Raw genomic sequence first — 24820 nt, forward strand, 5'->3', positions numbered from 1 at the left:
GAGCGGGGCGGGGGGCGGTGGCGGGCTCAGGCATCGGTGGTGCGGCGGAGCGTGGGACGGGCCTTGGGCGCGTCGGCGAGCAGGGCGGCGGTGCGGGCCGGGGTCGGGTGCTGGAAGAGCTGGCGGATCTTCAGCTCCCGGCCGAGTTCGGCCCGGATCCGGCTGATCAGCCGGGTGACCAGCAGCGAATGGCCGCCCAGGGCGAAGAAGTTGTCGTCCGGGCCGATCTCGTCCCGGCCGAGGACTTCGGCGTACAGGGCGCGGACCCGGTCCTCGGTGCTGCCGCCCGGTTCCGTGTCCGGCTCCGGGGCGGCGGGCGCCGCCGGGGCCGGGCGCGGGGCCGGGCCGTCGACCGAGCCGACCGGCCGGCCGGGGGCGGCCGTCAGGCCGCGCAGCACCAGCGCCAGGTCCGCCGCCAGCCGCTCGGCGCTCGTGCGGTCGAACAGCTCGGTGGCGTAGGTCAGTTCACCGGCCAGACCCAGCGGGGTGCCGTCGGCGGCCCGCTGCTCCCCGAGGTCCACGCCGAGGTCGAACTTGGACACCGCCCACTCGACGGGGTGCGGCCGGGCGGTGAGGCCCGTCAGGCGGGGCAGGGCGGGAGGCTCGTTCTGGACCTGGAGCAGCACCTGGAAGAGCGGGTGCCGGGCCAGCGAGCGCTCCGGGTTCGCCGCCAGCACCACCCGCTCGAAGGGCACGTCCTGGTGGGCGTAGGCGGCCAGGTCGGTTTCGCGGACGCGGTGGAGGAGTTCGGTGAAGGTGGGGTCGCCGGTGAGGTCGGTGCGCAGGACGAGGGTGTTGACGAAGAAGCCGACGAGGTCGTCGAGTGCTTCGTCGGTGCGGCCGGCGACGACGGTGCCGATGGGGAGGTCGGTGCCGGCGCCGAGGCGGGAGAGGAGGACGGCGAGGCCGGCCTGGAGGACCATGAAGAGGGTGCAGTCGTGTTCCCGGGCCAGTTCGAGGAGCCGTCGGTGCAGCTCCGCGTCCAGCTCCAGGGGGACGGAGCCGCCGGCGAAGTCCGCGACCTCCGGGCGCGGCCGGTCGTAGGGCAGGTCCAGCTCGGCCGGGGAACCGGCCAGCTCCTTGGCCCAGAAGGCGAGCTGCTGGGTGACCAGCGCGGCCGGGTCGTCCTCGGCGCCGAGGACGGAGCGCTGCCAGACGGTGTGGTCCCGGTACTGCACGGGCAGCGGTTCGAACTCGGGCGCCGTGCCCGCGCAGCGGGCGGCGTAGGCGGTGGCCAGGTCGGTCAGGAGCGGACCCCAGGACCAGCCGTCGGTGGCGATGTGGTGGACCACCAGCACCAGCACCCACTCCTGCGGGCCCAGCTCCAGCAGTCGCGCCCGCAGGGGCAGTTCGGCCGCGATGTCGAAGTGGTGGCCCGTCACCTCCCGGACCGCGGCCGCGACCGCGCCGGGCTCCGCGACGGCGCGGACCTCCAGCGGCACCTCGGCCGCCGCACCCGTCAGCAGCCGGGCCACCGGCTCGCCCCCGCACTCGTCGAAGACGGTCCGCAGCACCTCGTGCCGGGCGACCACGTCGCACAGGGCCGCACGCAGCGCCCCGGCGTCCAGCGGACCGCTCAGCCGGTAGGCGAAGGGGACGTTGTGGTGGTCGGACGGGCCCTCGGCCTGGTGTGCGAACCACAGCCGGTGCTGCGCCGAGGACAGCGGGGCGCCCTGGCCGGGCTCCGCGGGCCGCAGCGGCGGCCGCGCCCGGTCGGCGCTGCCGGCCAGCTCCGCGAGGGCGGCCACGGTCTGCGCCCGGAAGACGTCGCGCAGCGACAGCTCGACCCCCAGGGCCGTACGGATCCGGCTGACCAGCCGGGTCGCCAGCAGCGAGTGGCCGCCCAGGTCGAAGAAGCCCGCGTCGGCGGCGACCGCGTCGAGGCCGAGCAGTTCGGCGAAGAGCCCCGCCAGGATCTCTTCCCGCGGCGTGCGGGGGGCCCGTCCGCCGGTGGCGGGCAGCGCGGGCTCGGGCAGGGCGCGGTAGTCCACCTTGCCGTTGGGGGTCAGCGGCAGCGCGTCCAGGACCAGGACGTAGGAGGGCAGCATGTAGTCGGGCAGCAGCCGCTCCAGCCGGCGCCGCACCGCGGGTCCGGAGACCTCCCCGACCACGTACCCGGCCAGCCGCTTCTCGCCGTCCGCGGCGGCCCGCACGGCCACCACGGCCTGGCGGACGCCGGGGCAGCCGGCCAGTACGGCCTCTACCTCGGCGGGCTCCACCCGGAAGCCGCGGACCTTGACCTGCTCGTCGGCCCGGCCGAGGAACTCCAGCAGCCCGTCGGCCCGCCACCGGGCGAGGTCGCCGGTGCGGTACATGCGGGTGCCGGGCGCGCCGAACGGGTCGGCGGTGAACCGCTCCGCGGTGGCCGCGGGCCGCCCGTGGTAGCCGCGCGCCACGCCGGCGCCGGCCAGGTACAGCTCGCCCGGGGTGCCCGGCGGCACCAGCCGCAGCCGCTCGTCCAGGACGTACGCGCGGGTGCCGTCCAGGGGGCGGCCGATGGGCACCGGGCCGTCGGCGTCCGCCGCGTCGGTGATCAGGTGGGAGGTCGCGCACAGGGTCGCCTCGGTGGGCCCGTACAGGTGGCGGACCACGGTGTCCGGGCAGGCGGCCAGCACGGTGCGGACCGCGGCGGGGCTGACCACGTCGCCGCCGGTCAGCACCTCGCGGACACCGGCCAGCAGGCCGGGGTCCTCCTCGGCGACCACCCGGAGCAGACCGGCCGTCAGGTGCACGGCGGTGATGCCCGACCCGCGGAGCAGCGCGCCCAGTCCGGCGACGGTGGGCTCGCCCTCGGGGGCGACCACCACCTGCCAGCCCGACAGCAGCGCCACCCACAGCTCGTAGTCGGCGATGTCGAAGGCGTGCGGCGCGTGGAAGAGGACGCGCTCGGCGCCGCGGGTGTGCCAGCCCCGGTCGGCCACCAGGTCCAGCACGTCCCGGTGGGTGACGGCGACGCCCTTGGGGGTGCCGGTCGAACCCGAGGTGTGCATGAGGTAGGCGAGCTGCCCGGGCGGGCAGGGCGCGGCCGGGAACGCCGCCTCCGGTCCGTCCGCCGCGGCGGTGTCCGCCGGGGTGACCAGGACCGTGCAGGCGCACTCCAGGCCGAGCGGGGCGAAGGCCTCGTCGACCAGCAGCACGGGGCAGCCGGCGTCGGCCAGCACCTGCTGCATGCGCGCGGCCGGGTAGCCGGTGTGCAGCGGCACGTACGCCCCGCCCGCCTTCAGGACGGCCAGCATCGCGACCACGACCTCGGGGGAGCGGGCCATCAGCACGCCGACCGGGGTCTCGGCGCCGACCCCGTACCCGGCCAGCCGCCGGGCCAGCCGGTCCGCGCGCCGGTCCAGCTCCCCGTACGTGATCTCGTCCGGGCCGGCGACCAGGGCCACGGCGTCCGGGTGCAGGGCGGCCCGGCGGGCGAACTCGTGGTGCACGCCGCCCGCCGCGGTCCGCCCGGGACCCGCCGGCAGCCAGGTGTCGAGCAGCTGCTCGCGCTCCCGCTCCAGCAGCACCTCCAGGGCCGAGACCCGGCCGCGCGGGGTGCGCACCGCCGCGTGCAGGACCCCCTGCAGCCGCTCCACGAGGGCGCGCACGGTGGCCTCGTCGAACAGGCCCGTGCGGTACGTGGCGACCGCGCGCAGCCCGGCGCCCGCGGACTCCGCCTCGGTGAACTGCAGCGCCAGCTCGAACTCGGCCTGCGGTACCTCGACCTCGGCGGTGACCGCGGTCACCCCGGGCAGTTCGAGCGAGGCCGCGGCGGCGGCCCGGCGCATCGTCAGCGCCACCTGGAAGAGCGGGTGGTGGGAGAGGGAGCGGCGCGGGTTGACCGCCTCGACGACCTGCTCGAAGGGCACGTCCTGGTGGGCGAAGGCGGCCAGGTCGGTGTCCCGGACCCGCTCCAGCAGCTCGGCGAAGGTCGGGTCGCCGGAGAGGTCGGTGCGCAGGACCAGGGTGTTGACGAAGAAGCCGACCAGCTCGTCCAGGGCCTCGTCGGTGCGGCCCGCGACGACCGTCCCGATCGGTACGTCGGTGCCCGCGCCGAGCCGGGACAGCACCACGGCCAGCGCCGCCTGGAGCACCATGAAGACGGTGCACCCGTGCGCCCGGGCCAGCGCCTCCAGCTCCGCGGTCAGGGCCGCGTCCAGGTCGAACCCGAGGGCGGCGCCGGCCGGTTCGGCCACCGCGGGCCGGGGCCGGTCGGTGGGCAGCGCGGGCTCCTCGGGCAGCCCGGCCAGCGCGGTCGTCCAGTGCGCCAGCTGCTCCGCGCCGACCTCGGCCAGCAACTCGCGCTGCCAGAGGGTGTAGTCCGCGTACTGCACGGCGAGCGGGGCGGCCGGGTCCGGGTCCGCGCCGGTGCGGGCCGCGTAGGCGTGCGCCAGGTCCGCCAGCAGCGGCCCCCAGGACTCGCCGTCGGTGGCGATGTGGTGCAGGGCCAGCACCAGCGTGTGCTCCTGGGGCCCGGCGCTCAGCAGCGCGGCCCGCAGGGGCCTGTCGGTGGCCAGGTCGAAGGGGCGGCCGGTGATCTCGGCGACGAGGGCGGCGGCGGCCGGGGCGTCGGCCGCGTCGAGGAGTTCCAGGGCCGGCGGGGCCGGCGGCAGGACGACCTGGCGGGGCTCGCCGCCGGTCTCCGGGTGGACGGTGCGCAGGATCTCGTGGCGCTCGGCCAGGTCGGCCAGCGCCCCGCGCAGCGCCGCCACGTCGAGCGGGCCGTCCAGGCGGACCGCGACCGCGCTGTGGTACGCCGGGTTCGACCCGTCGAGCCGGTCCAGGAACCACAGGCGGCGCTGCGCCGGGGAGAGCGGCAGCAGCTCCGGGCGCTCCTGCCGCGTCAGGGCGGGCCGGGCCCGGCCCGCGCCGTCGAGCAGCGCGGCGAGCGCGGCCGGGGTCCGGGCCGTGAACACCTCGCGGATGCCCAGCTCGGCGCCGAACGCCCCGCGTACCTGGGCCACCAGGCGCATCGCCAGCAGGGAATGGCCGCCCAGCTCGAAGAAGTCGTCGTCGGCCCCCACCTCGGGCAGCTCCAGCACCGAGGCGAACAGGCCGGTCAGGATCCGCTCCCGCTCGGTGCGGCCGGTCCGGCCGCCGGTGCGCAGGGCGGGGGCGGGCAGGGCCCGCCGGTCGAGCTTGCCGTTCGGCGTCACCGGCAGCGCGTCCAGCACCACCACGGCGGGGACCATGTGCTCGGGCAGCGCGGCGGCCAGCTCGGCGCGCACCCCGGCGGGGGTCGGCGCGGCGCCCGGGCCGGGCACCACGTACGCCACCAGCCGGGGGTCGCCCGGGCGGTCCTCGCGGACCACGACCGCCGCGTGGGAGACGCCCGCGCAGGCGGCGGCGGCGCTCTGGACCTCGCCCGGCTCGATGCGGAAGCCGCGGATCTTGACCTGGTCGTCGGTGCGGCCCAGGTACTCCAGGACGCCGTCGGCCCGCCAGCGCACCAGGTCGCCGGTGCGGTACATGCGGGCCCCGGGCTCGAAGGGGCAGGCCACGAACCGGTCGGCGGTCAGCGCGGGCCGGCCGAGGTAGCCGCGGGCCAGCTGCACGCCGGCCAGGTACAGCTCGCCCGCGGTGCCGGGCGCCACCGGGGCGAGCCGGCCGTCCAGCACGTACGTACGGGTGTTGGCGGCGGGGCGGCCGATCGGGACCACGGCGTCCCCGGCCCGGCAGGGCCAGAGCGTGACGTCGACCGCGGCCTCGGTCGGGCCGTACAGGTTGTGCAGCTCCGCGCCGGGCAGGACCCGGAAGAAGGCGTCCTGGGTGTGCGGGGGCAGCGCCTCGCCGCTGGCGATCACCCGGCGCAGCGAGCGGGCGCCGGCCGCGGCGGGCTCGCGCAGGAAGACGTCGAGCATGGACGGCACGAAGTGCGCGGTGGTGACGGACTCCCGGGCGATCAGGCCGGCCAGGTAGGCGGGGTCCTGGTGGCCGCCGGGCCGGGCGACCACCAGGGTCGCCCCGGTCAGCAGCGGCCAGAAGAACTCCCACACCGAGACGTCGAAGCCGCTCGGCGTCTTCTGCAGCACCCGGTCCCCGGCCCCCAGGCCGTACTCCCGCTGCATCCACTCCAGCCGGTTGACGATGGCCCGGTGCGGGACCAGCGCGCCCTTGGGGCGGCCGGTGGAACCGGAGGTGAAGATCGCGTACGCCGGGTGGTCGGGGCGGACCGCCGGCCGCGGTGCCGGGGCGGCCGCGGGCAGCGGGGCGTCCAGCCGCAGCGTCGGCGTCCCCGCCGCCTCCCAGCCGGTGCTCAGCACCAGCGCCGGGGCGGCGTCGGCCATGATCCCGAGATTGCGCTCCGCGGGCTGGCCGGGGTCCAGGGGCAGGTAGGCGGCGCCCGCCTTGAGGACCCCGCACAGCGCGACCATCAGGTCGAGGGAGCGCGGCACGGCGACCGCGACCAGGCTCTCCGGCCCGATGCCGCGGGCCGCGAGCACGTCCGCCAGCCGCTCCGCCCGCTCGTCCAGCGCCCGGTAGGTCAGGGAGGTCCCCTCGAAGACCACGGCGGTGGCGTCCGGGGTCCGGGCCGCCTGCTCCGCGAGCAGCGCGGTCAGCGTGGTCTCCGGGAGGGCGGCGGCGGTGTCGTTCCACTCGGTCAGGACCCGGCGGCGGTCCGCCGGGGTGAGCGCGTCCAGCACCTCCAGCGGCGCGTCCGGGTCGGCCGTCCAGCGCTCCAGCAGGCGCACCAGCCGCTCGCCCAGCTCCTTCACCCGATCGGTGCCGACGAGAGAGGGGTGGTGGCTCAGCCGCAGCCCGAGCGCCGCGCCCGGCTCGACCACCAGGGTCAGCGGGAAGTGGGTGGTGTCCCGGAACCGGATCCGCGCCTCCAGGCCGAAACCGGGCAGGTCGAGCGCGTAGTCGCTCATCGGGAAGTTCTCGAAGACCAGGTTCGTGTCGAACAGGGCGGCCGGGGCGCCGGCCAGCTGCTGGATCTCCGTCAGCCCCAGGTGGTCGTGGTCCACCAGCTCCGCCCGGTCCCCCTGGAGCTGCGCGCAGATCCGGCGCAGCGGGGCGGCCGGGTCGATCCGGGCCCGCACCGGCACGGTGTTGATCAGCATGCCGATCATCCGCTCCGCACCCGGCAGTTCGGCGGGGCGGCCGCTGACCGTGAGGCCGAAGACCACGTCCTGCTGCCCGGTGGTGCGGGCCATCAGCGCCGCCCAGGCGCCCTGGACCACGCTGGTCAGCAGCAGCCCGCAGCTCCGGGCCCGCGAGGTCAGCGCCGCCGTCGTCGTCTCGTCCAGCCGCACCACCACGTCCTCGGGGGTGGCGCCCGGGGCGACCCGGCCGGTGCCGTCCGCGATCCGGCCGGGGGCGTCGAGACCGGCCAGGGCGGTGCGCCAGGCCTCCTGGGCGGCGGGCCGGTCGCAGCGCGCGAGGTGCGCCAGGTACTCCCGGTAGGGCCGCACCGGCTCCGGCTCGGCGCCCGCGTACAGGGTGAACAGCTCGCGGAAGAGCAGCCCGAAGGACCAGCCGTCCAACAGGATGTGATGGGCCGTCACCAGCAGTCGGTGGCGGTCGTCCGCCAGCCGGAGCAGGGTGAAGCGCAGCAGCGGCGGGCGGCGGCTGTCGACGCCCTGCGCCCAGTCCTCCTCCGTCAGCTCCGCGGCCCGCTCCTCGGCCGCCCCGGCCGGCAGGCCGCCGAGGTCGTGCTGCTGCCAGGCCGGCTCCAGGTCCCGGCGGACCACCTGGACGGGATCACCGTTCTTGCGGTGGGTGAGGACCACCCGGAGGTTGGCGTGGCGGCGCAGCAGCTCCCCGGCGGCCCGGTGCAGCCGGTCCGCGTCGAGCGCCCCGTCCAGGTCGACGGTGAACTGGGCGATGTAGAGGTGCTTGGAGTCCTCGTCGTACCCGGAGTGGAAGAGCATGCCCTCCTGCAGCGGGGAGAGGGGCAGCACGTCCTCGATGGCCGGCCGGCTGGTGTTCATGGCTGGTGTCGCTTTCTGGGATGCCGCCGGCGGGCGGCGGCGGGGCGGGGGTGCGGTCCGGGCGGGGTCAGAGGAGGCCGAGGGAGGCGGCGAGGTCGTCCAGCTCGTCCTGGTCGATGGCGTCGAGCGTCAAGGCGGTGGCCGGCGGGGCGGCGACCGGGCCGGCGGGAACGGTGCGGTCGGCGTGCCGGACCAGGGCGGCGAGCATCCGGAACCAGCCCTCGGCCAGCGCCCGGACGTCCGCCCCGTCGTGGACGCCCTCGGCCCAGGCCCAGTCGGCGTGCAGGACCGGCCCGTCCGCCGACTCCAGGACGAAGGCGTTCACCTCCAGGGCGTGCGCCATCGGCATGCCCGGGCCGGGGGCGTCGAGCCGGGCCCCGTGGGCGGGCAGCAGCTGCCAGTCCCCGCCGCCCGGACCGCCCAGCCGGCCCAGGTAGTTGAAGCCGAGGCCGGCGGGCTCCGCCGCGGCGAGTTCGGCGCCGGCGACCGGGTCCAGGTGGCGCAGCAGGCCGTACCCGATGCCCTTGCGCGGGATCTCCCGCAGCTGCCGCTGCACCCGCCGCAGCGCCTCGCCGGCGGTGGGTCCGCCGTCCTCGGCGTCCGCCGCGGCCAGGCCGTCCAGGGCGAAGCGGGTGGGGAAGAGGGTGGTGAACCAGCCGACCGTGCGGGAGAGGTCGGCCTCGGCGCCGATGTCCTCCCGGCCGTGGCCCTCCAGCTCCACCAAGACCTCCGCCGCACCGGGCCGCCACCGGGCCAGGGCCAGCGAGAGCCCGGTCAGCAGCACCTCGTTGGCGTCGGCTGCCAGCCGGTCGGCGACCGAGGTCAGCAGCGGCCCGGAGGTCGCCGCGGGCAGGCGCAGGACGAGGTGCCCGGCACGGTCCTCGTGGTCGCGGGCCGGGTCCAGCGGGCGGTGGCCCGCGATCCCCGCGCCCGGCCGCACCACCCGGCTCCAGTACGGGGCTTCGGCCGCGGTCCGGGCCCCGGCCGCCTCCGCGGCCAGCAGCTCCGACCAGCGGCGGAACGAGGTCGCCACCGGCTCCAGCGCGTCGGCGGGGGCCCGCCCGGCGGCCACCGCCTCCCAGGCCCGGGCCAGGTCGCCGGTCAGCACCCGCCAGGAGATCCCGTCCACGACCACGTGGTTGACGACCAGGGCCAGCGCTCCGGGCAGCCCGGGGCCGGCGTCGAACCAGACGGCCTGCACGATCACCCCGTCGGCCACCGACAGCCGGTCGCGGGCCGCGCGCACCTCCCGGTCGACCTCCTCGACGGTGGGCTCGCGGCCCTCCGCCGGCACCCGGCGCAGCCACTGCGCGGCGCGCACCGACCCGGCCGGGCGGGTCCGCCAGCCGGCGTCCTCCCGGACCACCCGCAGCATGTCGTGCCGGTCCAGGACCGCCTGGAACACCTCGGCCGCGGCCGCCTCGGTCAGTGCGGCCGGGGTCCGGACCACCAGGTACTGGTAGTACCGGTCGGCGGGGCCGCCGCGGCCGTCGAGCCAGTGCATCACCGGCGTGGGCCGGACCGGGCCGACCCCGTCGTCGGCGCCCGGCCGGGGGGACCGGGCCAGCGGCCGGGCGGCGGCGGCCAGGGCCGCCACGTCCGGCAGGGCCAGTACGTCCCGGACGGCGATGCGCAGCCCGGCCCGGCGGGCCGCGCCGACCACCTGCACGGCGATGATGCTGTCACCGCCGAGCCGGACGAAGCCGTCCTGCGGGCCGACCTCCGGGATCCCGAACAGGTCCGCCAGGACACCGCACAGGATCCGCTCCGCCTCGGTCACGTCGATTCCCCTCATGGTCTTCCTCGTTCTCGTTCTCCGTGCGGGCCTCGGGCGGCCCGCGCGGGCTTGTCAGACGGCGGCGCCGGCCGGGGCGAACAGCGCCCGCAGCGCGGCCCGGTCGACCTTTCCGTTGGCGGTGACCGGCAGCTCCTCCACCGGCCGGAAGTGCCGGGGCACCATGTAGGCGGGCAGCCGGGCCGCGCACGCCGCGGCCAGCTCCCCGGGCCCGGGCCCGGCGGGCCCCGTCCCGGTCCACACGGCCGCGAGCCGGCGCGAGCCCGCGACCTCCACCGCCACCACCACGGCCCGGCGGACCCCCGGGACCGCGCCCAGGACCGCCTCCACCTCGCCGGGCTCGACCCGGTAGCCGCTCACCTTGAGCTGGTCGTCGGCCCGGGCCACGAAGTGGAAGTCCGTGCCGTCGAACCGGACGAGGTCGCCGGTGGCGTACGTGCGCCGAGTGGTGCCATCACGGTGCGGCAGGGTCCGGAAGCGGGCCGCGGTCAGCTCCGGGTCGCCCAGGTAGCCGAGGCCGACGCTGCCGCCGCCCACGACCAGCTCCGCCTCCTCGCCCGCGCCGAACGGCCGCAGCACGCCGTCCGCCTCGCGCAGCAGCTCGGCCCCGGCGACGGCACCGCCGATCGGCGGGTGCTCGGGCCAGGACGCGGCCTCCCGCGGGTCCAGCCGGTACTGCGTGACCACGTGGGTCTCGCTGGGCCCGTACTCGTTGACCAGGGCGACCCCGGCGGCCGCGCAGAACTCCCGCACCTCGGAGTTGACGACCAGGCGTTCGCCCGCGACCGCGATCTCCCGCAGGTCGGGCATCGCCTCCGGGTCGAAGACGGCGGCCGTGGCCAGCGCGTGCAGCCCCACCACCGGCAGGAACAGCCGGGCGACGCGTTGTTCGCCGATCAGGTCCATCAGCGCGAAGGGGTCCTGGCGCTCCTCGTCGGAGACGACGACCAGCGCGGCCCCGGCCAGCCAGGTGGTGACGATCTCCTCGTAGCCCACGTCGAAGCCGATCGAGGCCGCCTGGAGGGTGTGCGGCGGGCGGTCGTGGGACCAGTGCCGTACGTGCCAGTCGCCGAGCGCGGCCAGCACCGACGGCGCCACGGCCACCGACTTGGGCTCCCCGGTCGAGCCGGAGGTGGGGATGACGTACCCGACGGTCCCCTCGCGCAGCTCCTCCAGGGGAGCGCCGCGCAGTTCCCCGAAGGCGGCCTCGGCGGGGCCGAGACCGGTCGGCGGGGTGTGGTCCGGGCGGACCAGCAGGGCGCAGAGCCGGGCGATCCGGGCGGCCCGCGGCGCCGGCATGCCCGGGTCGACGCAGACCACGCCCAGGCCGGCCCGCCAGGCGCCGAGCACCGCGGCGCAGCGCTCCCAGGAGCGCTCGCCGTGGACCGCGAGCACGTCCTGCGGCCCCAGGCCGCGGGCGGCCAGGCCGCCGGCGATCTCGGCGGAGAGCCGGTCGAGTTCACCGTAGGTGCGGGCGGTGCCGCGGTCGACGACGGCCACCGCCGCCGGGTCGCGCCGGACGGCGCGCATCAGGGACCGGACCAGCGAGTGCCGCGGTGCGTGCGCGTCGTCGGTGTGCATGGACGTTCCTTCCGGGGAGGGTGCGGGACGTGGGGGCAGGGGCGGGGCGGCGGGCTCAGCCATGGGTGGCCGCGCCGTGCTCGTCGATCAGCGCCGCCAGCCGGTCGAGTCCGTCCTCGATCCGGTCCGGGTCCAAGGAGCTGCACGAGAGCCGCAGTTGGCGCCGGGCCCGCTCGTGGTCGCTGAAGTGGCGCATAGGGGTGAAGAGCACCCCGTGCCGGACGGCGGCCGCCTCGACCAGGGCGTCGGTCACCGGGAACGGCACGTCGACCACGACGAAGAAGCCGCCCGCGGGGGCCGTCCACCAGACCCCGGGCACCCCGGCGAAGCGCCGGTGCAGCCCCTCGAGCAGAGCGCGCAGGTTGCGCCGGTAGACCTCGATCTGGCGGCGGTTGCCCGCCAGCAGGCTGCCGTCGTGCTCCAGCAGCATCCCGCCGGCCAAGGCCTGCGCCACCGGCGGGGTGTTGACGGTCAGCATGCTCTTGGCCCGGGCCAGTTCGTCGGCCAGCAGGGCCGGACCGCCCGCCCCCGTGACGCGCTGGTCCGCGATGGCGAAGCCGATCCGGGCGCCGGGGAAGCAGGTCTTGGACAGCGAGCCCAGGTAGACCACCCGCTGCCCGGTGTCGAGGGCCTTCAGCGTCGGCGGCCGGGAGCCCTCGGTCATCCGGAAGTACCCGTACGGGTTGTCCTCCAGCAGCAGGATGTCCTCCTGCTCCGCCACCTCCAGCAGTGCGCGGCGGGTCTGCGTCCCCAGGGAGTGGCCGCTCGGGTTGGAGAAGTCCGGCACCAGGTACAGCGCCCGGGGCCGCTCGCCGGCGGCGCGGACCTCGCGGATCCGCTCGCGGACCTGCTCGGGGCGCACCCCGCGGGGGCCCTCGGGGACGGAGCGCACCGGGAGGTCCAGCAGCCGGGCCGCGCCGGTCAGCCCGACGTACGTCGGGTCCAGGGCCAGGACCACGTCCTGCGGGCCGGACTTCAGGGCGCGCAGCACCAGCCACAGGGCCTCCTGCGCGCCGACCGTGACCAGCACGGCCTCCGGGTCGCAGACGATGCCCTCGTCCACCTCGAGGTGACGGGCGATCAGCTCGTGCACCACGCCCTTGGTGCGGCCGTACTGGAACAGCTCCCGCCGCACCCCGGCCGCGTCGTAGCCCTTGTCCGCGGTGAGGTGGTGGATGTACGCGTCGAGGTAGCGGTGCAGGTCGGCCGGGTCGAAGAAGTCCTCGGTGGGCCGGCCGGGGGCGAAGGAGACCGCCTCGGGGAACCGCCCCGCGATCTCGTTCAGGAAGGTCATGGACAGCAGCGCCGGGTCCGAGAGGGACGCGTGCAGATCGGCCCGGTCCAGGGCCACGGCGGTCAGGGTCATCGGCCCGCTCCCAGGGTCGTCAGCCAGGGGGCGTCGGCGGGGCTGCCGCAGCCCGACAGCTCCAGTGCGGAGCGCAGTTCGGCCGCCAGCAGCTCCAGGACGCGGGACACGCCCGCCTCGCCGTCCGCGGCCAGGCCCCACAGGACGGGGCGGCCCAGCAGCACCCCGTCGGCGCCGAGCGCCAGGGCCTTCAGGACGTCCGTCCCGCCGCGGATCCCGCTGTCGAGCAGCAGCCGGCAGGCCGGCGGCACCGCCGCCCGGACCGCGGGCAGCATGTCCGCGCTGGCGACCGCGCCGTCCAGCTGGCGGCCGCCGTGGTTGGAGACGACGACGGCGTCCGCACCGAGGGCGGCCGCGGTCGCGGCGTCCCCGGGATCGAGGATCCCCTTGACGATCAGGGGCAGTCCGGTCTGCTCCCGCAGCCGGGCCAGGTCGTCCCAGCCCAGCGTGCGGGCGAAGGACTCGGCGGTGTGCTCCGCCACCGCGCAGGTACCGGCCCGGCGCTCGGCGGCCCGGCGGGTGGTGGCCGGGTCGAGGTGCGCGGCCGCCACGTCCGCCGGCAGGGCGAAGCCGTTGCGCAGGTCGCGCAGGCGGCGCCCCATCGAGGGGACGTCGACCGTGACCATCACCGCGGCGCAGCCGGCCTCCTCGGCCCGCCGCACCAGGTCGGCGGTGAGCTGCGGGTCCCGCTGGCAGTACAGCTGGAACCAGGTGACCCCGCCCAGCGCGGTGACCTCCTCCACCGGCACGCTGCTCAGCGTGCTCAGGGTGAACGGCACCCCGGCGGCGGCCGCCGCACGGGCCGTGGCCAGCTCGCCCTCGGGGTGCAGCAGCCGCTGGTACGCCATCGGCGCGACCGCCACGGGCAGGGCCGCCAGGGCGCCCGGGAGCCCGGCCGAGGTGTCGCAGCCGCCGCCCGACAGGACGCGGGGGACCAGCCGGATCCGGTCCAGGGCGGCCCGGTTTGCGGCCAGGGTCAGCTCCTCGCCGCTGCCGCCCTCGATGAAGTCCCAGACCTCCGGGGGCAGCGCCCGGCGGGCCGGACCGGCGAAGTCCGCCAGCCGGACCGGGACCGGCGCGGTGTCGTGTCCGGCGCTCACCGCAGGACCTCGCCGGCGCCCAGCCGCTCGGCCTCGACGGCCTCGTACAGGGCCTTGATGTTGCCGTTGCCGAAGGTGCGGGCGCCGAACCGCTCGATGACCTCGTGGAAGAGGGTGCGGCGCGGGTGGGTGGAGCGGGTGAAGATCTGGAAGAGCTGCCCGTCGTGGTCCTCGTCGACCAGGACGCTGATGCGCCGGAGCTCCTGCGTGGAGTGCCGGACCAGGTCGAGCCGGTCCGCGAGCATCGTGTAGTAGGCGTCGGGGACGCTGAGGAAGTCCACCCCGCGCTCGCGCAGCGTGGAGACCGCCCGGACCACGTCCCGGGAGGCGAAGGCGACGTGCTGGACGCCCGCGCCGCCGTGCTCGGCGAGGAACCGGTCGATCTGCCCCGGCTCCCGGGAGGTGTCGGGTTCGATCAGGGTCAGGGTGACCTCGCCGGTGGCGCTCTGCACCACCTTGGAGTCCATGGCCTGCGCGCCGACCCGGATCAGCTCCTGGAAGATCATGCGGAAGCCGAGGACGTGGGTGTAGAACTCCACGGTCCGGGCGAGCTCGCCGGCCGGCAGGCAGACCGCGAAGTGGTCCAGCTCCTCCAGGAGTTCGCCGTCCGCATCCGGTGCGGCGGCGTCCGGCAGCGGGGTGAAGCCGGCCGGCAGCCCGGCCGGGTCCGGCTCGACGAGGGTGTGCACCACGTCGCCGAAACCCGCGACCTGCGCCCGGGTACGGCCGTCGGGGTCCCGGCGCGGCACGGCCAGCGGGACCGCGCCGCGGGCGACCGCCTCGTCGAAGACGGCGGTCACGTCCGGCACGCTCAGCGCGATGTCGGCGACGCCGTCGCCGTGCGCCAGGACGTACGCGGCGCCCGGGTGGTGCGGGGAGCGGGCCTGGGTGAGGACGAGGGAGATCCGGCCCTGGCGCAGGAGCAGGGACTCGGCGTCGGCGGACGCGGCGCGGGCGACCGCACGGAAGCCGAAGCGGCCGGTCATCTCGGCCGCCGCCGACTCGAGGTCGGCGACGTAGGACTCGACGTGGCTGATGCCGAAGGCGGGGGAGAAGGTCATGGAGCTGCCGTTCGTCATGGGGCCGCCGTCCCTCGGGGGGCGGCGGACGGGGAAGGGACGGGGGCGGGGACCTCGGCGCCCCCGGTCGTCAGGGAGGCGATCTCGGCGGGCAGGCCCCGCCACACCTCCGGGGTGTAGAAGTGGCCGCCGGGCAGGACGTCGTGGCGGAACGGCCCGTCGGTCAGCGCCGCCCAGCGCGGGCCCACGTCCCCGCCGATGACCGGGTCCGCGTCCCCGGAGAACACCTGGACCGGGACGCCGGTACGGGCGCCGGGGGCGTGGGTGAAGCTGTCCCGGGCGGTCAGGTCGGCCCGCATCAGCTCCACGGCCATCTCGGTCAGCTCGGGTTCGTCGAGGACGTGCGCGGGCAGCAGGCCGTGGGTGCGCATCCAGCCGAGCAGTTCCTCGTCGCGCTGCCCCCGGTCCAGGAACCGGTCCCGGTCGGTGACCCCGAGGTCCGGGGCGTTGCAGGCCGAGACGACCAGGGCGCGCGGCGCGGGCGCGCCCGCGGCGGCGAGCCGGACGGTGACGTCGAAGGCCATCCAGCCGCCCATGCTGTGCCCGAACAGGACGTACGGACCCTGCCCGGCCACCGAGGCGACCCCGGCGGCGGCGTCCGCCGCCAGCTCGTCCCAGGTCAGGGCGAACTCCTCGGCGAACCGCCCCTCGCGGCCCGGATAGCAGACGGCCACCAGGCCGACGCCGTCCGGGAGGGCCGGGACCCAGTCGTGGTAGGTCGCGGTGCCCCCGCCGCAGAAGGCGAGGCAGACCAGGGTGGGCGCGCCCGGCGCGGCCTCCTTCAGCCGCACCGCGGTGGTGTCGAGGGCGTTCACGAGCCCTCCCCGGCGGGCCGGGCCTGCACCGCGTGCGCGTGCCGGGCCAGGTCCGCGAGGACCGGGAAGCGGTAGACGTCCTTGGTGCGCAGCGCGATGCCGGCGTTCTTCTTCAGCCGGGACACCACGCGCAGCGCCAGCAGCGAATGGCCGCCCAGCGCGAAGAAGTTCGCCTCCGCGTCGACCCCGTCCCGGCCCAGGACCTCGGCCCACACGGCGGCGATCAGCTCTTCCAGCGGGCCCTCGGGGGCGCGTCCGCCGGCCTCCGGTCCGGCCGCGGGGGCCGTCGGCAGCGGGGGCAGCGCCTCGGTGTCCACCTTGCCGTTCGGCGTCAGCGGCAGCGCGTCGACGGCGACGAAGGCGGCCGGGACGAACTGCGGGGGCAGCGCGGCCTCGCAGTGCCGGCGCAGCTCGGCGTCGGTGACCCGGGCGCCGGGGGCCGGGACCCAGTAGGCCGCGAGGAGGGTGTCGCCGTCCGGGCCGGTCCGGGCCACGGCGACCGCCGCCGCCACCGCGGCGTGGCTGCGCAGCCGGTCCTCCAGCTCGCCCGGCTCCACCCGGAAGCCGCGGACCTTGAGCTGCCGGTCGGTGCGGCGCAGGAACTCCAGGCCGTCCGGCCCCCGGCGGACCAGGTCGCCGGTGCGGTACAACCGGCCGCCGTCGGCGGCGAACGGGTCCGCGACGAACCGCGAGGCGGTCAGCCCGGGCCGGCCGACGTAGCCGACGGCCACGCCGGGACCCGCCAGGTACAGCTCGCCCGTCGCGGCCGGGCGCAGCTGCTCGTCGAGGACGTGGGCGCGGACTCCGGCCAGCGGCTCGCCCAGGTGCGGGACGGCCCCGGTGATCCGGGTCGCGGTGGCGTCGACGGTGCACTCGGTCGGGCCGTACAGGTTCCAGGCCGTCACGGCCGGGTCCTCGGCCAGCGCCCGCCACATCGGCTCCGGTACCGGCTCGCCGCCGAGCAGCAGCCGCAGCGGCCGGCCGGGCCGCAGCCGCGGACCGGTGGACTGCCAGTGCGAGGGGGTGCAGTCGAGGTCGGTCACGCCGTGCGCGTCGAACAGCGCGTCCAGCCGGGCCGGCTCCGTGCGGTCCTCGTCGTCCAACACGACCAGGGTGTCGCCGCGGCAGACCCGCACCAGCTGCTGCACGGAGGCGTCGAAGGACAGGCTGGCGTTCCAGGCGACCACGCGGTGGCCGGACGGGTAGACGCCCCGCTCCTCCAGGCCGGCCACGAGGGCGGCGACGGAGCCGTGAGTGACCTCCACGCCCTTGGGCGGGCCGCTGGAGCCCGAGGTGTGGATGACGTAGGCCGCGGTGGCCGGGTGCCCGGCGCGGCCGGCCGGCCCGGCGGCGGGGGCCTGCCGGTCCGGGTCGGCCGGGTCCAGGACCGGCAGGCCGCCGGCCCAGCCGGCCGCGGTACCGGCCGGAGCGACCACCGCGCGCAGCCCGGCGCCGGCCGCGGTCCGCGCCAGCCGCTCCCCGGGGTACGCCGGGTCCAGCGGGACGTAGGCCGCGCCGGCCCGCCACACCGCCAGCGGGACGGCGGCCCAGCCGGTGCCGCGGGGCAGGCTCACGCCGACCCGGTCGCCGGGGCGGACGCCGAGCGCGTGCAGCGCCGCCGCCAGCCGGGCGGTGCGCCCGGCCAGCTCCTCGAAGGTCAGGGAACCGTCCGCGGCGTGCACCGCGGCCCGGTCGGGGAAGGCCCCGGCGGTCGCCAGGAACCGCTCCACCAGGTTCAGCGGCTCAGCCACGGGAGACCCCCGCCACGGTTCCGGCGCGCGGGGCGACGGTCGGGGCGCAGTCCGCCACCGCGACCGGGTCGCCCATGGCGACGACGATCCGCCGGTCGCCGCGGAAGGGGTCGCGGCCGTGCGCGGTCAGGACGTTGTCGACCAGCAGCAGGTCACCCGGCTGCCAGGCACGGCGTACGGTGGCCGCCTCGTAGGCGGCGTTGACGGCCGCCAGGTCCGCCTCGGTCAGCTCGATGCCGTCACCGAGGCCGGTGTCGAAGGGCAGCCCGCCGGGGCCGAGTTCGTCCAGCAGGACCTCGCGCAGCTCCTCGTCCAGCGAGAAGCGGTTCCAGAAGGCCATGTGGTTGAACCACACCTCGTCGCCGGTCCCGGGGTGCCGGACCACGCCCGGCCGCACCTGGCTGGTGCGCAGCGTGCCCTCCTCGTCCCAGGCGCAGGCGATGGCGTTCTCGGCGCAGTACGCCTCGACCTCCTCGCGGGTGGTGGCCCCGAAGGCGGCCTGCCAGGCGACCGAAAGGGTCTCGGAGTAGGTGCGGGTCAGGATCCAGCCGTGCGCGCGCATCCGCTCGACCAGCGCGGCGGGGACCGAGCGCAGCACCTCGCGGCAGTCGGTGACCGGGGTGGCGCCGCCCTCCTCGGGCGCGGTCAGGCAGCCGAAGAGCAGCAGTCCGGGGAAGGTCAGCGTGTAGCTGTTCTCGTTGTGCGGGCGGATCGGCTGGGCGGCGGGCAGGTCGGTGGAGGAGAAGACGCCGGAGCCGAAGTCGCTGCGGGGGGTGGCCTTCTCGCGGTACGGGGTGGCCCGGCGGACCAGCTCGTCGCGGACCACGGCGAAGTCGTCGACGGTGCGGACCGGCAGCCCGCTGACGTACACGGCGCCGAACCGGTCGAGTCCGGCGCGCAGTTCGGCGCGGTGCTCGGCGAGCCAGTCGCGGGCGGCGGCCGCGTCGGCCAGCTCGGGGGTCCGCACGGTGGCCGGGGCGCCCGGCTCGGTCAGCCAGTCCAGGGCGGCCGCGAAGGGGACGGCCCCGGTGGCCGCCGCGGGGGTGGTCGGCTGCGGGTTCACGCGGCACCGCCCGCGGCCGGTGCGGCGTGCCGGAGCTCCAGGGTGCAGCACTTGACGCTGCCGCCGCCCTTGAACAGCTCGGACAGGTCGACGCCGATCGGGTGGAACCCGCGCTCGGCCAGCCGGTCCGCGAGCCCGCGGGCGGCCTCGGCGAGGAGGACGTTGCGCCCGTCGGAGAGCGCGTTCAGGCCGAAGACCTCGGCGTCCTCCTCCGTGGCCAGCAGCGCGTCCGGGTACAGCTCGCGCAGCACCGCCTGCGACTCGGCGGAGAAGGCACCGGGGAAGTACATGATCTCGTCGTCGTCGAGGACGGCGAGGGCGGTGTCCAGGTGGTAGAAGCGCGGGTCGACCAGGGTCAGGCCCACCACCGGTGCGCCGAGGACGCGTTCGGCCTCGGCGTGCGAGGCCGGGTCGGTGCGGAAGCCGGTGCCGGCCAGGATCCGGGAGCCGGCGACCAGGTAGTCGCCCTCGCCCTCGTTGACGTGCTCCGGGGCGACCACCTCGGTGTAGCCGTTGGCCTCGAACCAGGCCTGGTAGGCGGGGGCCTCGGCGGCGCGCTCGGGGTGGCGGAAGCGGGCCATCAGGACCCGGTCGCCGAGCACGGTGGCGCCGTTGGCCGAGTAGACCATGTCGGGCAGCCCCGGAACCGGGTCGACCAGGTCGACGGTGTGCCCGAGCTCCTGGTAGAGGGCGTACAGCCGCTCCCACTGGAGGACGGCCAGGTCGGTGTCGGTGGGCTTGGCCGGGTCCATCCAGGGGTTGATGCGGTAGTCGACGGTGAAGTGCGACGGGCGGCACATCAGGTAGTGCCGGGGACGGGCGGTGCGCTGGACGCTCACGGGCTCAGACCTCCCCGAGCGCGGCGACCAGGGAGGCCGGGCGCAGGTCGGTCCAGTGCTCCTCGATGTGGTCCAGGCAGGCCTGCCGGCCGGCCGGGCCGTGGGTGGCGCTCCAGCCGGCGGGCACCTCGATCGAGGCGGGCCACAGGGAGTGCTGGTTCTCCTGGTTGACGAGGACGAAGTAGGTCGCTTCGTCGTCCTCGAAGGGGTTGGTCACGGGTGCTCCTGTCACGTCGTGGTGGTCGGGATCGCGCCGGGTCGCGCGAGGCCGGTGGGTCCGGCGGCGAGGTGCCAGCCGTGGAAGGGGGAGGGTGCTGCGAGGGCGCGGCGGCAGACGGCCAGGGCCGCCTCCGCGGCGGTCGTGCCGGGCCTGGCCACGGTGAAGAGTCCGAGGTCCACGCCGTGCGGACCGCTCCGCAGGCTGATGTGCTCCAGGCGGTCCGCCGGGCGGGCCGCGTCCCGGAGCAGCCGGCGCAGCCGGTCGTCGTCCACGGGGACGGGCCCGGGCCCGGGCGGGACGAGGGAGATCAGGGTCAGCTCCACGCGCCCGGGTCAGTCCCAGATGAGGCCGCGGGCGACCGCGCCCGGGCCGGCCGGGAGGGTCACCGCGGCCGTCCGGACGGCGTCCGCCCCGGCGCTGTCCGCACCGGCCGCACCGCCGGCGGTGAACGCGAGCGCGGCGCAGGCGACGGCCGCGGCCGCGGCCACGGCGGCGGTGCGGACCGGACGGACGGCGGTGGGGACGCGAGACGTCATGGAGGTGCCCTCATCGGGAGTAGGGAAGGGGTGCCGAGCGGCACGCCTCCATCCTGCTCACGGCGTTGACCTGGGGGAACGGGTCCAGGGGTGGCGGAAACGGCCAGGACGCTTTGTGACAGCCGCGCCCGGGCCGGCCCCGGTCGGGAGCCCGTCGCGGCGGGCCGTGGATGCCCGGTCCCGGCCCCGTCTACGCGCGCAGATGACGCGTCTATGTCCCGTAGATCTCCGGCGGGCAGGCTGGTCGCAGACCGACGGGGACGACCGCAAGCGAAGAGGGGGAACGATGTCCGTGACGCTCGGCCTGGAGGAGCTCGACCAGACGGTGTACGAGGAGATGCTGGCCCGGCCCGAACTGGGCCTGGCCGAGCTGGCCGGCCGGCTCGGGGTGGAGCCCGACCGGATCCGTGACTGCCTCGACCGGCTGTTCGCGCTGCGCCTGGTCCAGGCGTCCTTCGAGACGCCCGGCCGCTTCACCGTCGTCGACCCGGTCCTCGGGATGCAGCGGCTGCTCGAGCAGCAGCACGAGGAGTTGGTGCGCCGGCACCGCCAGGCCGCCGGCCACCAGCAGGCCCTGGTCCGGATCCTGGCGGGCGGCGGCGCCGGCGGCCGGCCGGCCGAGGGCGTCGAGCGGCTGACCGGACTCGACGCCGTGCAGCGGCGGTTGGAGCGCCTGGCGCTGGAGGCCAGGACCGAGGTGCTGACCTTCATGCCGGGCGGGCCGCAGTCCGCGGCCGCGCTGGAGGCCGCCGAACGCAACGACGCCCTGGTGCTCGCCCGCGGCGTCGCCGTCCGCACCATCGGGCTGGACCTGGTCCGAGAGGATCCGGCCACGCTGCGTTACAGCCGCGCGCTGGTCGCGGGCGGCGGGGCCTTCCGCACGGTCGCCGCGCTGCCGACCCGGATGGTGCTGGTCGACCGGACCCACGCGCTCGTGCCCATCGACCCGGCGGACACCCGCCAGGGCGCCCTGTGCCTCTCCGCGCCGGGCATGATCGCCCCGCTGGTCGCGCTCTTCGAGCGGGAGTGGGGCGCGGCGGTGCCGCTGGGCGCGGACCCCTCGGAGGCCGGGTACGTCCCCACCGAGCAGGAGCGCTCCCTGCTCAGCCTGCTGGCCCAGGGCCACACCGACGAGTCCGCCGCCGGGCAGCTGCACATCTCGGCCCGCACCGCCCGCCGGATCATGGCCTCGCTGATCGAACGGCTGGGCGCCCGCAGCCGGTTCGAGGCCGGGCTGCGCGCGGCCCGCCTCGGATGGGTCTGAGCCCGGAATGGTTCCCTCCGATTCACCCCGCGGACCCCGCCGGGGCCACCGCCGCGCCTGCGTGACCGATTCCGATGAGCTGGTCATATGAACCGCTTAGGATGACGCTCCGTACATCGGCGGACCAGTGCGACTGGGGACCAGCCGCCGGGTGGAGCTGTGCGCGCGCACAGGGGGAATTCGTGGAAATCTTCGTGCTCGGATCCGTGGGGCTGTCCCACGGGGGACCGGTACTGGCCTGCGGGCCGCCACAGCAGCAGGCGACCCTGGCCGCCCTGGCGCTGCGCGCGGGCCATGTCGTGCCGCTGCACGAACTGACCGCCGCGGTGTGGGGGGAGTCCGCCCCGGACTCCGCGGTGATGATCCTGCGGACCTACGTCTGGCGGCTGCGCAAGCTCCTGGAGCGCGGGGCGTCCGGGAAGGCCGGGGCCCAGGTCCTGGAGTCGGCGAACGACGGCTACCGGCTCGCGGTGCCGCCGGGCTCGGTGGACGCGGTACGGGCCGAGGAGCTGGCCGGGCAGGCCGCGCGCGCCCACGCGGCGGGGGAGACGGCGGCCTGCGCCGACGCGCTGGCCGAGGCCGGGGCCCTGTGGCGCGGCGAGCCGCTGGCCGGGGTGCCGGGCCCGTACGCCGAGAGCCAGCGCTCGCGCCTGGCGGAGCTGCGGCTGCACCTGCTGGAGGAGCGCCTGGCGACGGACCTGCTGCTGGGGCGGCACGAACGCGCGGTCCCCGAACTCACCGCCCTCATCCGCGACGAGCCGCTGCGGGAGCGCCCGTACGGGCTCCTGATGCGCGCGCTGTACGCCGCGGGACGGCAGGGCGACGCCCTCGCGGTCTTCGGCCGGGCCCGGGAGGTGCTGGCCGACGAGCTGGGCCTGGACCCGGGTCCGGAACTCCGCGCCCTGCACGCGCGCGTCCTGACCGGCGACCCCGGCCTCCTCCTCGGTCCCGGTACCGGTCCCGAGGACCGGCCGGCCGGGCAGGTGCCGGCCGCCGGGCCGGTGGCCGCCGCCGGCGGTCCGGCCGGAGTGCCGGGTGCCGCCGCCGGGGCCCCCGGGCAGTCGGTGGCCGGCGATGCCGGGACGCCGGCCGGGGCCGTGCCGTCCGGCGCCGCCGCCGCGGTGCCCGACCCGGAACCGGGGCGGCCCGCGACCGGGTACGTCCGCCCGGCCCAACTCCCGGCCGACATCACTGACTTCAGTGGGCGCGCCGCCGAACTCGGCGCCCTCGCCGGGGCCCTGGCCGATCCGGCCCGTACCGCGCTGGCCGTCGCGGCGGTGAGCGGGATGGGCGGCATCGGCAAGAGCGCGCTGGCCCTGCGGGTCGCGCACCACGTCAAGGACGCCTACCCGGACGGCCAGCTCTACGCCGACCTGCGCGGCACCGGCAGCGAACCCGCCGACCCCGGCACCGTCCTGGCCAGCCTGCTCGGCGCCCTCGGCGTGCCCCGCCGTGAGGTGCCGTCCTCGACGGAGGACCGCGCCCGGCTCTTCCGTACCGTCCTGGACGGCCGCCGGCTGCTCCTGCTGCTCGACGACGCCCGGGACATCGCCCAGGTCAAACCGCTGCTGCCGGGCGCCGCGGGCTGCGCCGTGGTGGTCACCAGCCGGGCCCGGCTGGGCGGGCTGCTCTCCGGGCGCCACGTCCAGCTCGCGGAGTTCACCACGCCCGAGGCGCTCGGGCTGCTGCGGCAGATCGTCGGCGCCGAGCGGGTGGACCGGGAGGAGGAGGCCGCGGCCGCGCTGGTCGCGGCCTGCGCCCGGCTGCCGCTGGCGGTCCGCATCGTCGCCGCCCGCCTCGCCGCCCGGCCCGGCTGGACCGTCGCGCACCTGGTGGCCCGGCTCGCCGACGAGCGGCGCCGGCTGACCGAGCTGCGGGCCGACGACCTGGCCGTCGCCGCGGTCTTCGAACTGGGCCACCGCCAGCTGACCGGGCCCCAGGCGGGCGTCTTCCGCCGGCTCGCCCCCGTCTCCCGGCCGGGCATCGGACTCGCCGCCGCGGCCGCGGCCCTGGACCTGGCCGAGCCGGACGCCGAGGACCTGCTCGAAGCCCTGGTGGACGCCGCCCTGTTGGAGTCACCGGAGCCGGGCCGCTACCGCCACCACGAGCTGGGCCGGGACTTCGCTCTCAACCTGCCGGCCCCGGCCGGCGAGACCGGACCGCCGGTCCAGCACCGGCTCCTGCACCACCTGCTGGGCATGGCGGCCGAGGCCTTCCAGCGGATGATCCCCGGCGACCCGGTGCACCGCTCGATCGTCGCGGCGCCCGCCGGAGCGGGGCAGGAACGGCTCGCGGACCTGGCCGAGGCCCGCGCCTGGGTCGTCGCCGAGTTCGACTGCGCGCTGCACGCCGTCCAGCTGGTGGTGCGGCGGCCGGACGCCGCGGACCCGGAACACCTCACCATGGCCGCCGACCTGCTGGTCGCGCTCAGCTCCTTCGGCCAGGACATCCCGTACGCGCGGATCACGGCGACCGCCGCCGAACTGGCCCGGGCCGCGACCCTGCGCGGCAACGACCGCGCGGCCGGCCGCGCCCACTTCCTCACCGGCAACGCGGCGCTGCAGGCCACCGACCTGGGCCGCGCCCGCACCGGCTCCGAGCTGGCCGTGCGGGCCTGCCGGCGGGCCGGCGACCGGGCGATCCTGCAGCAGGCGTACAACGACCTCGGGGTGATCGCCCAGTTCGAGCACCGCTTCGGCGAGGCGGTCGAGTGCTTCGACGAGGCGCTGGTCCTGGCGCGGGAGCAGGGGCACCGCTCGGGCGCCCTGACGATCACCCTGAACGCCGCGCTGGCCCGGGTCCGCGACGGCCGGGCGGCCGAGGCGCTGCCCGCCTGCGAGGAGGCGCTGGCGGCGCTGCGGGAGGTGGCCGACGACCACGGGGTCGCCCACGCGCTGTGCGTGCGCGGCCAGGCCCTGCACGAACTGGGCCGGCTGACCGAGGCGTTGGCCTCGTACGAGGAGTGCCTGGACCTGTGTGACGCGGCCCGGATCCCGGGCCAGCGGGCGCAGGCCGACTACCGGCGCGCCCGGACGCTGAGCGACCTGGGCCGGACCCGGGAGGCCCTGGAGGCCTCCGCCCGGGCCGTGGCCCACCTGCGCACGGCGCCGGGCCGGGGCCGGGACCGCGGCTACGCCCTGCTGATCCACGCCGGGCTCTGCCTGGCGGCGGACCGGCCGGAGGAGGGGCTGCGGCACGCGGCCGAGGCGCTGGAGGTCTTCGAGCGGGCGGGCCTCCCGGAGGCCGGGGAGGCCCGCACCCTGCTGGAGACGCGCGTGGTGGTCAGGCCTTCGAGTTGAACTCGTCGTGGTCCAGGCGCGGGTGCGGCCCCGTGACGAAGTCCGCCGCGACGTTCGTGTCGCGGTCCGCGGTGAGGGCGGGGGCGCCGGCGGTGGCGCCGACGGCGAGCAGCGCGAGGAGCGCGGCGGGGACGAGGAGGGCCAGACGGCGCGTGACGGACGTGCGGGTGTGCGGCACGGTGGATCCTGTCTGTTC

16 protein-coding genes are annotated in these 24820 nt (G+C 76.9%); 2 read left to right on the top strand and 14 right to left on the bottom strand.

Annotated features, from left to right (window positions below; all coding sequences use genetic code 11):
* Positions 1–26: 26 nt before the first annotated feature.
* The 13 genes from AB0O40_RS12850 to AB0O40_RS12910 form a co-directional block, all read right to left on the bottom strand.
* Positions 27–7916, bottom strand: a complete 7890-nt coding sequence (locus AB0O40_RS12850) for an amino acid adenylation domain-containing protein (RefSeq protein WP_365039232.1) — start codon at positions 7914–7916, stop codon at positions 27–29.
* Positions 7917–7983: 67 nt separating this feature from the next.
* Entirely contained in the window at positions 7984–9711 is a 1728-nt protein-coding gene (locus tag AB0O40_RS12855; RefSeq protein ID WP_365039235.1) for a condensation domain-containing protein, read from the bottom strand.
* 54 nt (positions 9712–9765) lie between these two features.
* Entirely contained in the window at positions 9766–11292 is a 1527-nt protein-coding gene (locus tag AB0O40_RS12860) for an AMP-binding protein (RefSeq protein ID WP_365039238.1), read from the bottom strand.
* Between the two features lie 55 nt (positions 11293–11347).
* Complete coding sequence (locus tag AB0O40_RS12865) at positions 11348–12658, bottom strand: PLP-dependent aminotransferase family protein (protein WP_365039241.1); 1311 nt, start codon at positions 12656–12658, stop codon at positions 11348–11350.
* Positions 12655–13719: an alpha-hydroxy acid oxidase gene (locus AB0O40_RS12870; RefSeq protein ID WP_365039324.1), complete on the bottom strand. Its 1065-nt coding sequence runs from the start codon at positions 13717–13719 to the stop codon at positions 12655–12657. The genes AB0O40_RS12865 and AB0O40_RS12870 overlap by 4 nt, the downstream gene beginning before the upstream one ends.
* A 35-nt stretch (positions 13720–13754) precedes the next feature.
* On the bottom strand, positions 13755–14837 hold the full coding sequence (gene hppD, locus AB0O40_RS12875; RefSeq protein ID WP_365039244.1) for a 4-hydroxyphenylpyruvate dioxygenase: 1083 nt from the start codon (positions 14835–14837) through the stop codon (positions 13755–13757).
* Entirely contained in the window at positions 14834–15652 is an 819-nt protein-coding gene (locus AB0O40_RS12880) for an alpha/beta fold hydrolase (RefSeq protein WP_365039247.1), read from the bottom strand. The genes hppD and AB0O40_RS12880 overlap by 4 nt, the downstream gene beginning before the upstream one ends.
* On the bottom strand, positions 15649–17403 hold the full coding sequence (locus AB0O40_RS12885; RefSeq protein ID WP_365039249.1) for a non-ribosomal peptide synthetase: 1755 nt from the start codon (positions 17401–17403) through the stop codon (positions 15649–15651). The genes AB0O40_RS12880 and AB0O40_RS12885 overlap by 4 nt, the downstream gene beginning before the upstream one ends.
* On the bottom strand, positions 17396–18406 hold the full coding sequence (locus AB0O40_RS12890) for a TauD/TfdA family dioxygenase (RefSeq protein WP_365039327.1): 1011 nt from the start codon (positions 18404–18406) through the stop codon (positions 17396–17398). Before AB0O40_RS12890 ends, AB0O40_RS12885 begins: the two co-directional genes overlap by 8 nt.
* 56 nt (positions 18407–18462) lie before the next feature.
* A complete protein-coding gene (gene ddaH / locus AB0O40_RS12895) occupies positions 18463–19305 on the bottom strand; it encodes a dimethylargininase (protein ID WP_365039252.1) in 843 nt (280 codons plus the stop codon).
* A 4-nt stretch (positions 19306–19309) separates the two neighbouring features.
* Positions 19310–19522, bottom strand: a complete 213-nt coding sequence (locus tag AB0O40_RS12900; protein ID WP_365039255.1) for an MbtH family protein — start codon at positions 19520–19522, stop codon at positions 19310–19312.
* Positions 19523–19533: 11 nt separating this feature from the next.
* Entirely contained in the window at positions 19534–19848 is a 315-nt protein-coding gene (locus AB0O40_RS12905) for a hypothetical protein (RefSeq protein WP_365039258.1), read from the bottom strand.
* Positions 19849–19857: 9 nt separating this feature from the next.
* Positions 19858–20061: a hypothetical protein gene (locus AB0O40_RS12910; RefSeq protein ID WP_365039261.1), complete on the bottom strand. Its 204-nt coding sequence runs from the start codon at positions 20059–20061 to the stop codon at positions 19858–19860.
* Between the two features lie 286 nt (positions 20062–20347).
* On the opposite strand from AB0O40_RS12910, the gene AB0O40_RS12915 reads away from it, so the two are divergent.
* Positions 20348–21325: a helix-turn-helix transcriptional regulator gene (locus AB0O40_RS12915; RefSeq protein ID WP_365039264.1), complete on the top strand. Its 978-nt coding sequence runs from the start codon at positions 20348–20350 to the stop codon at positions 21323–21325.
* 182 nt (positions 21326–21507) lie between these two features.
* Positions 21508–24624: a BTAD domain-containing putative transcriptional regulator gene (locus AB0O40_RS12920; RefSeq protein ID WP_365039267.1), complete on the top strand. Its 3117-nt coding sequence runs from the start codon at positions 21508–21510 to the stop codon at positions 24622–24624.
* Here the strand turns inward: AB0O40_RS12920 and AB0O40_RS12925 are convergent.
* On the bottom strand, positions 24608–24802 hold the full coding sequence (locus AB0O40_RS12925; protein WP_365039270.1) for a hypothetical protein: 195 nt from the start codon (positions 24800–24802) through the stop codon (positions 24608–24610). The two genes, AB0O40_RS12920 and AB0O40_RS12925, sit on opposite strands and share 17 nt — an antisense overlap.
* Between the last annotated feature and the right edge of the window lie 18 nt (positions 24803–24820).

Origin of the sequence: Streptomyces sp. NPDC089919 (assembly GCF_040684615.1) — a bacterium.
Classification (GTDB): Bacteria; Actinomycetota; Actinomycetes; order Streptomycetales; family Streptomycetaceae; genus Streptomyces.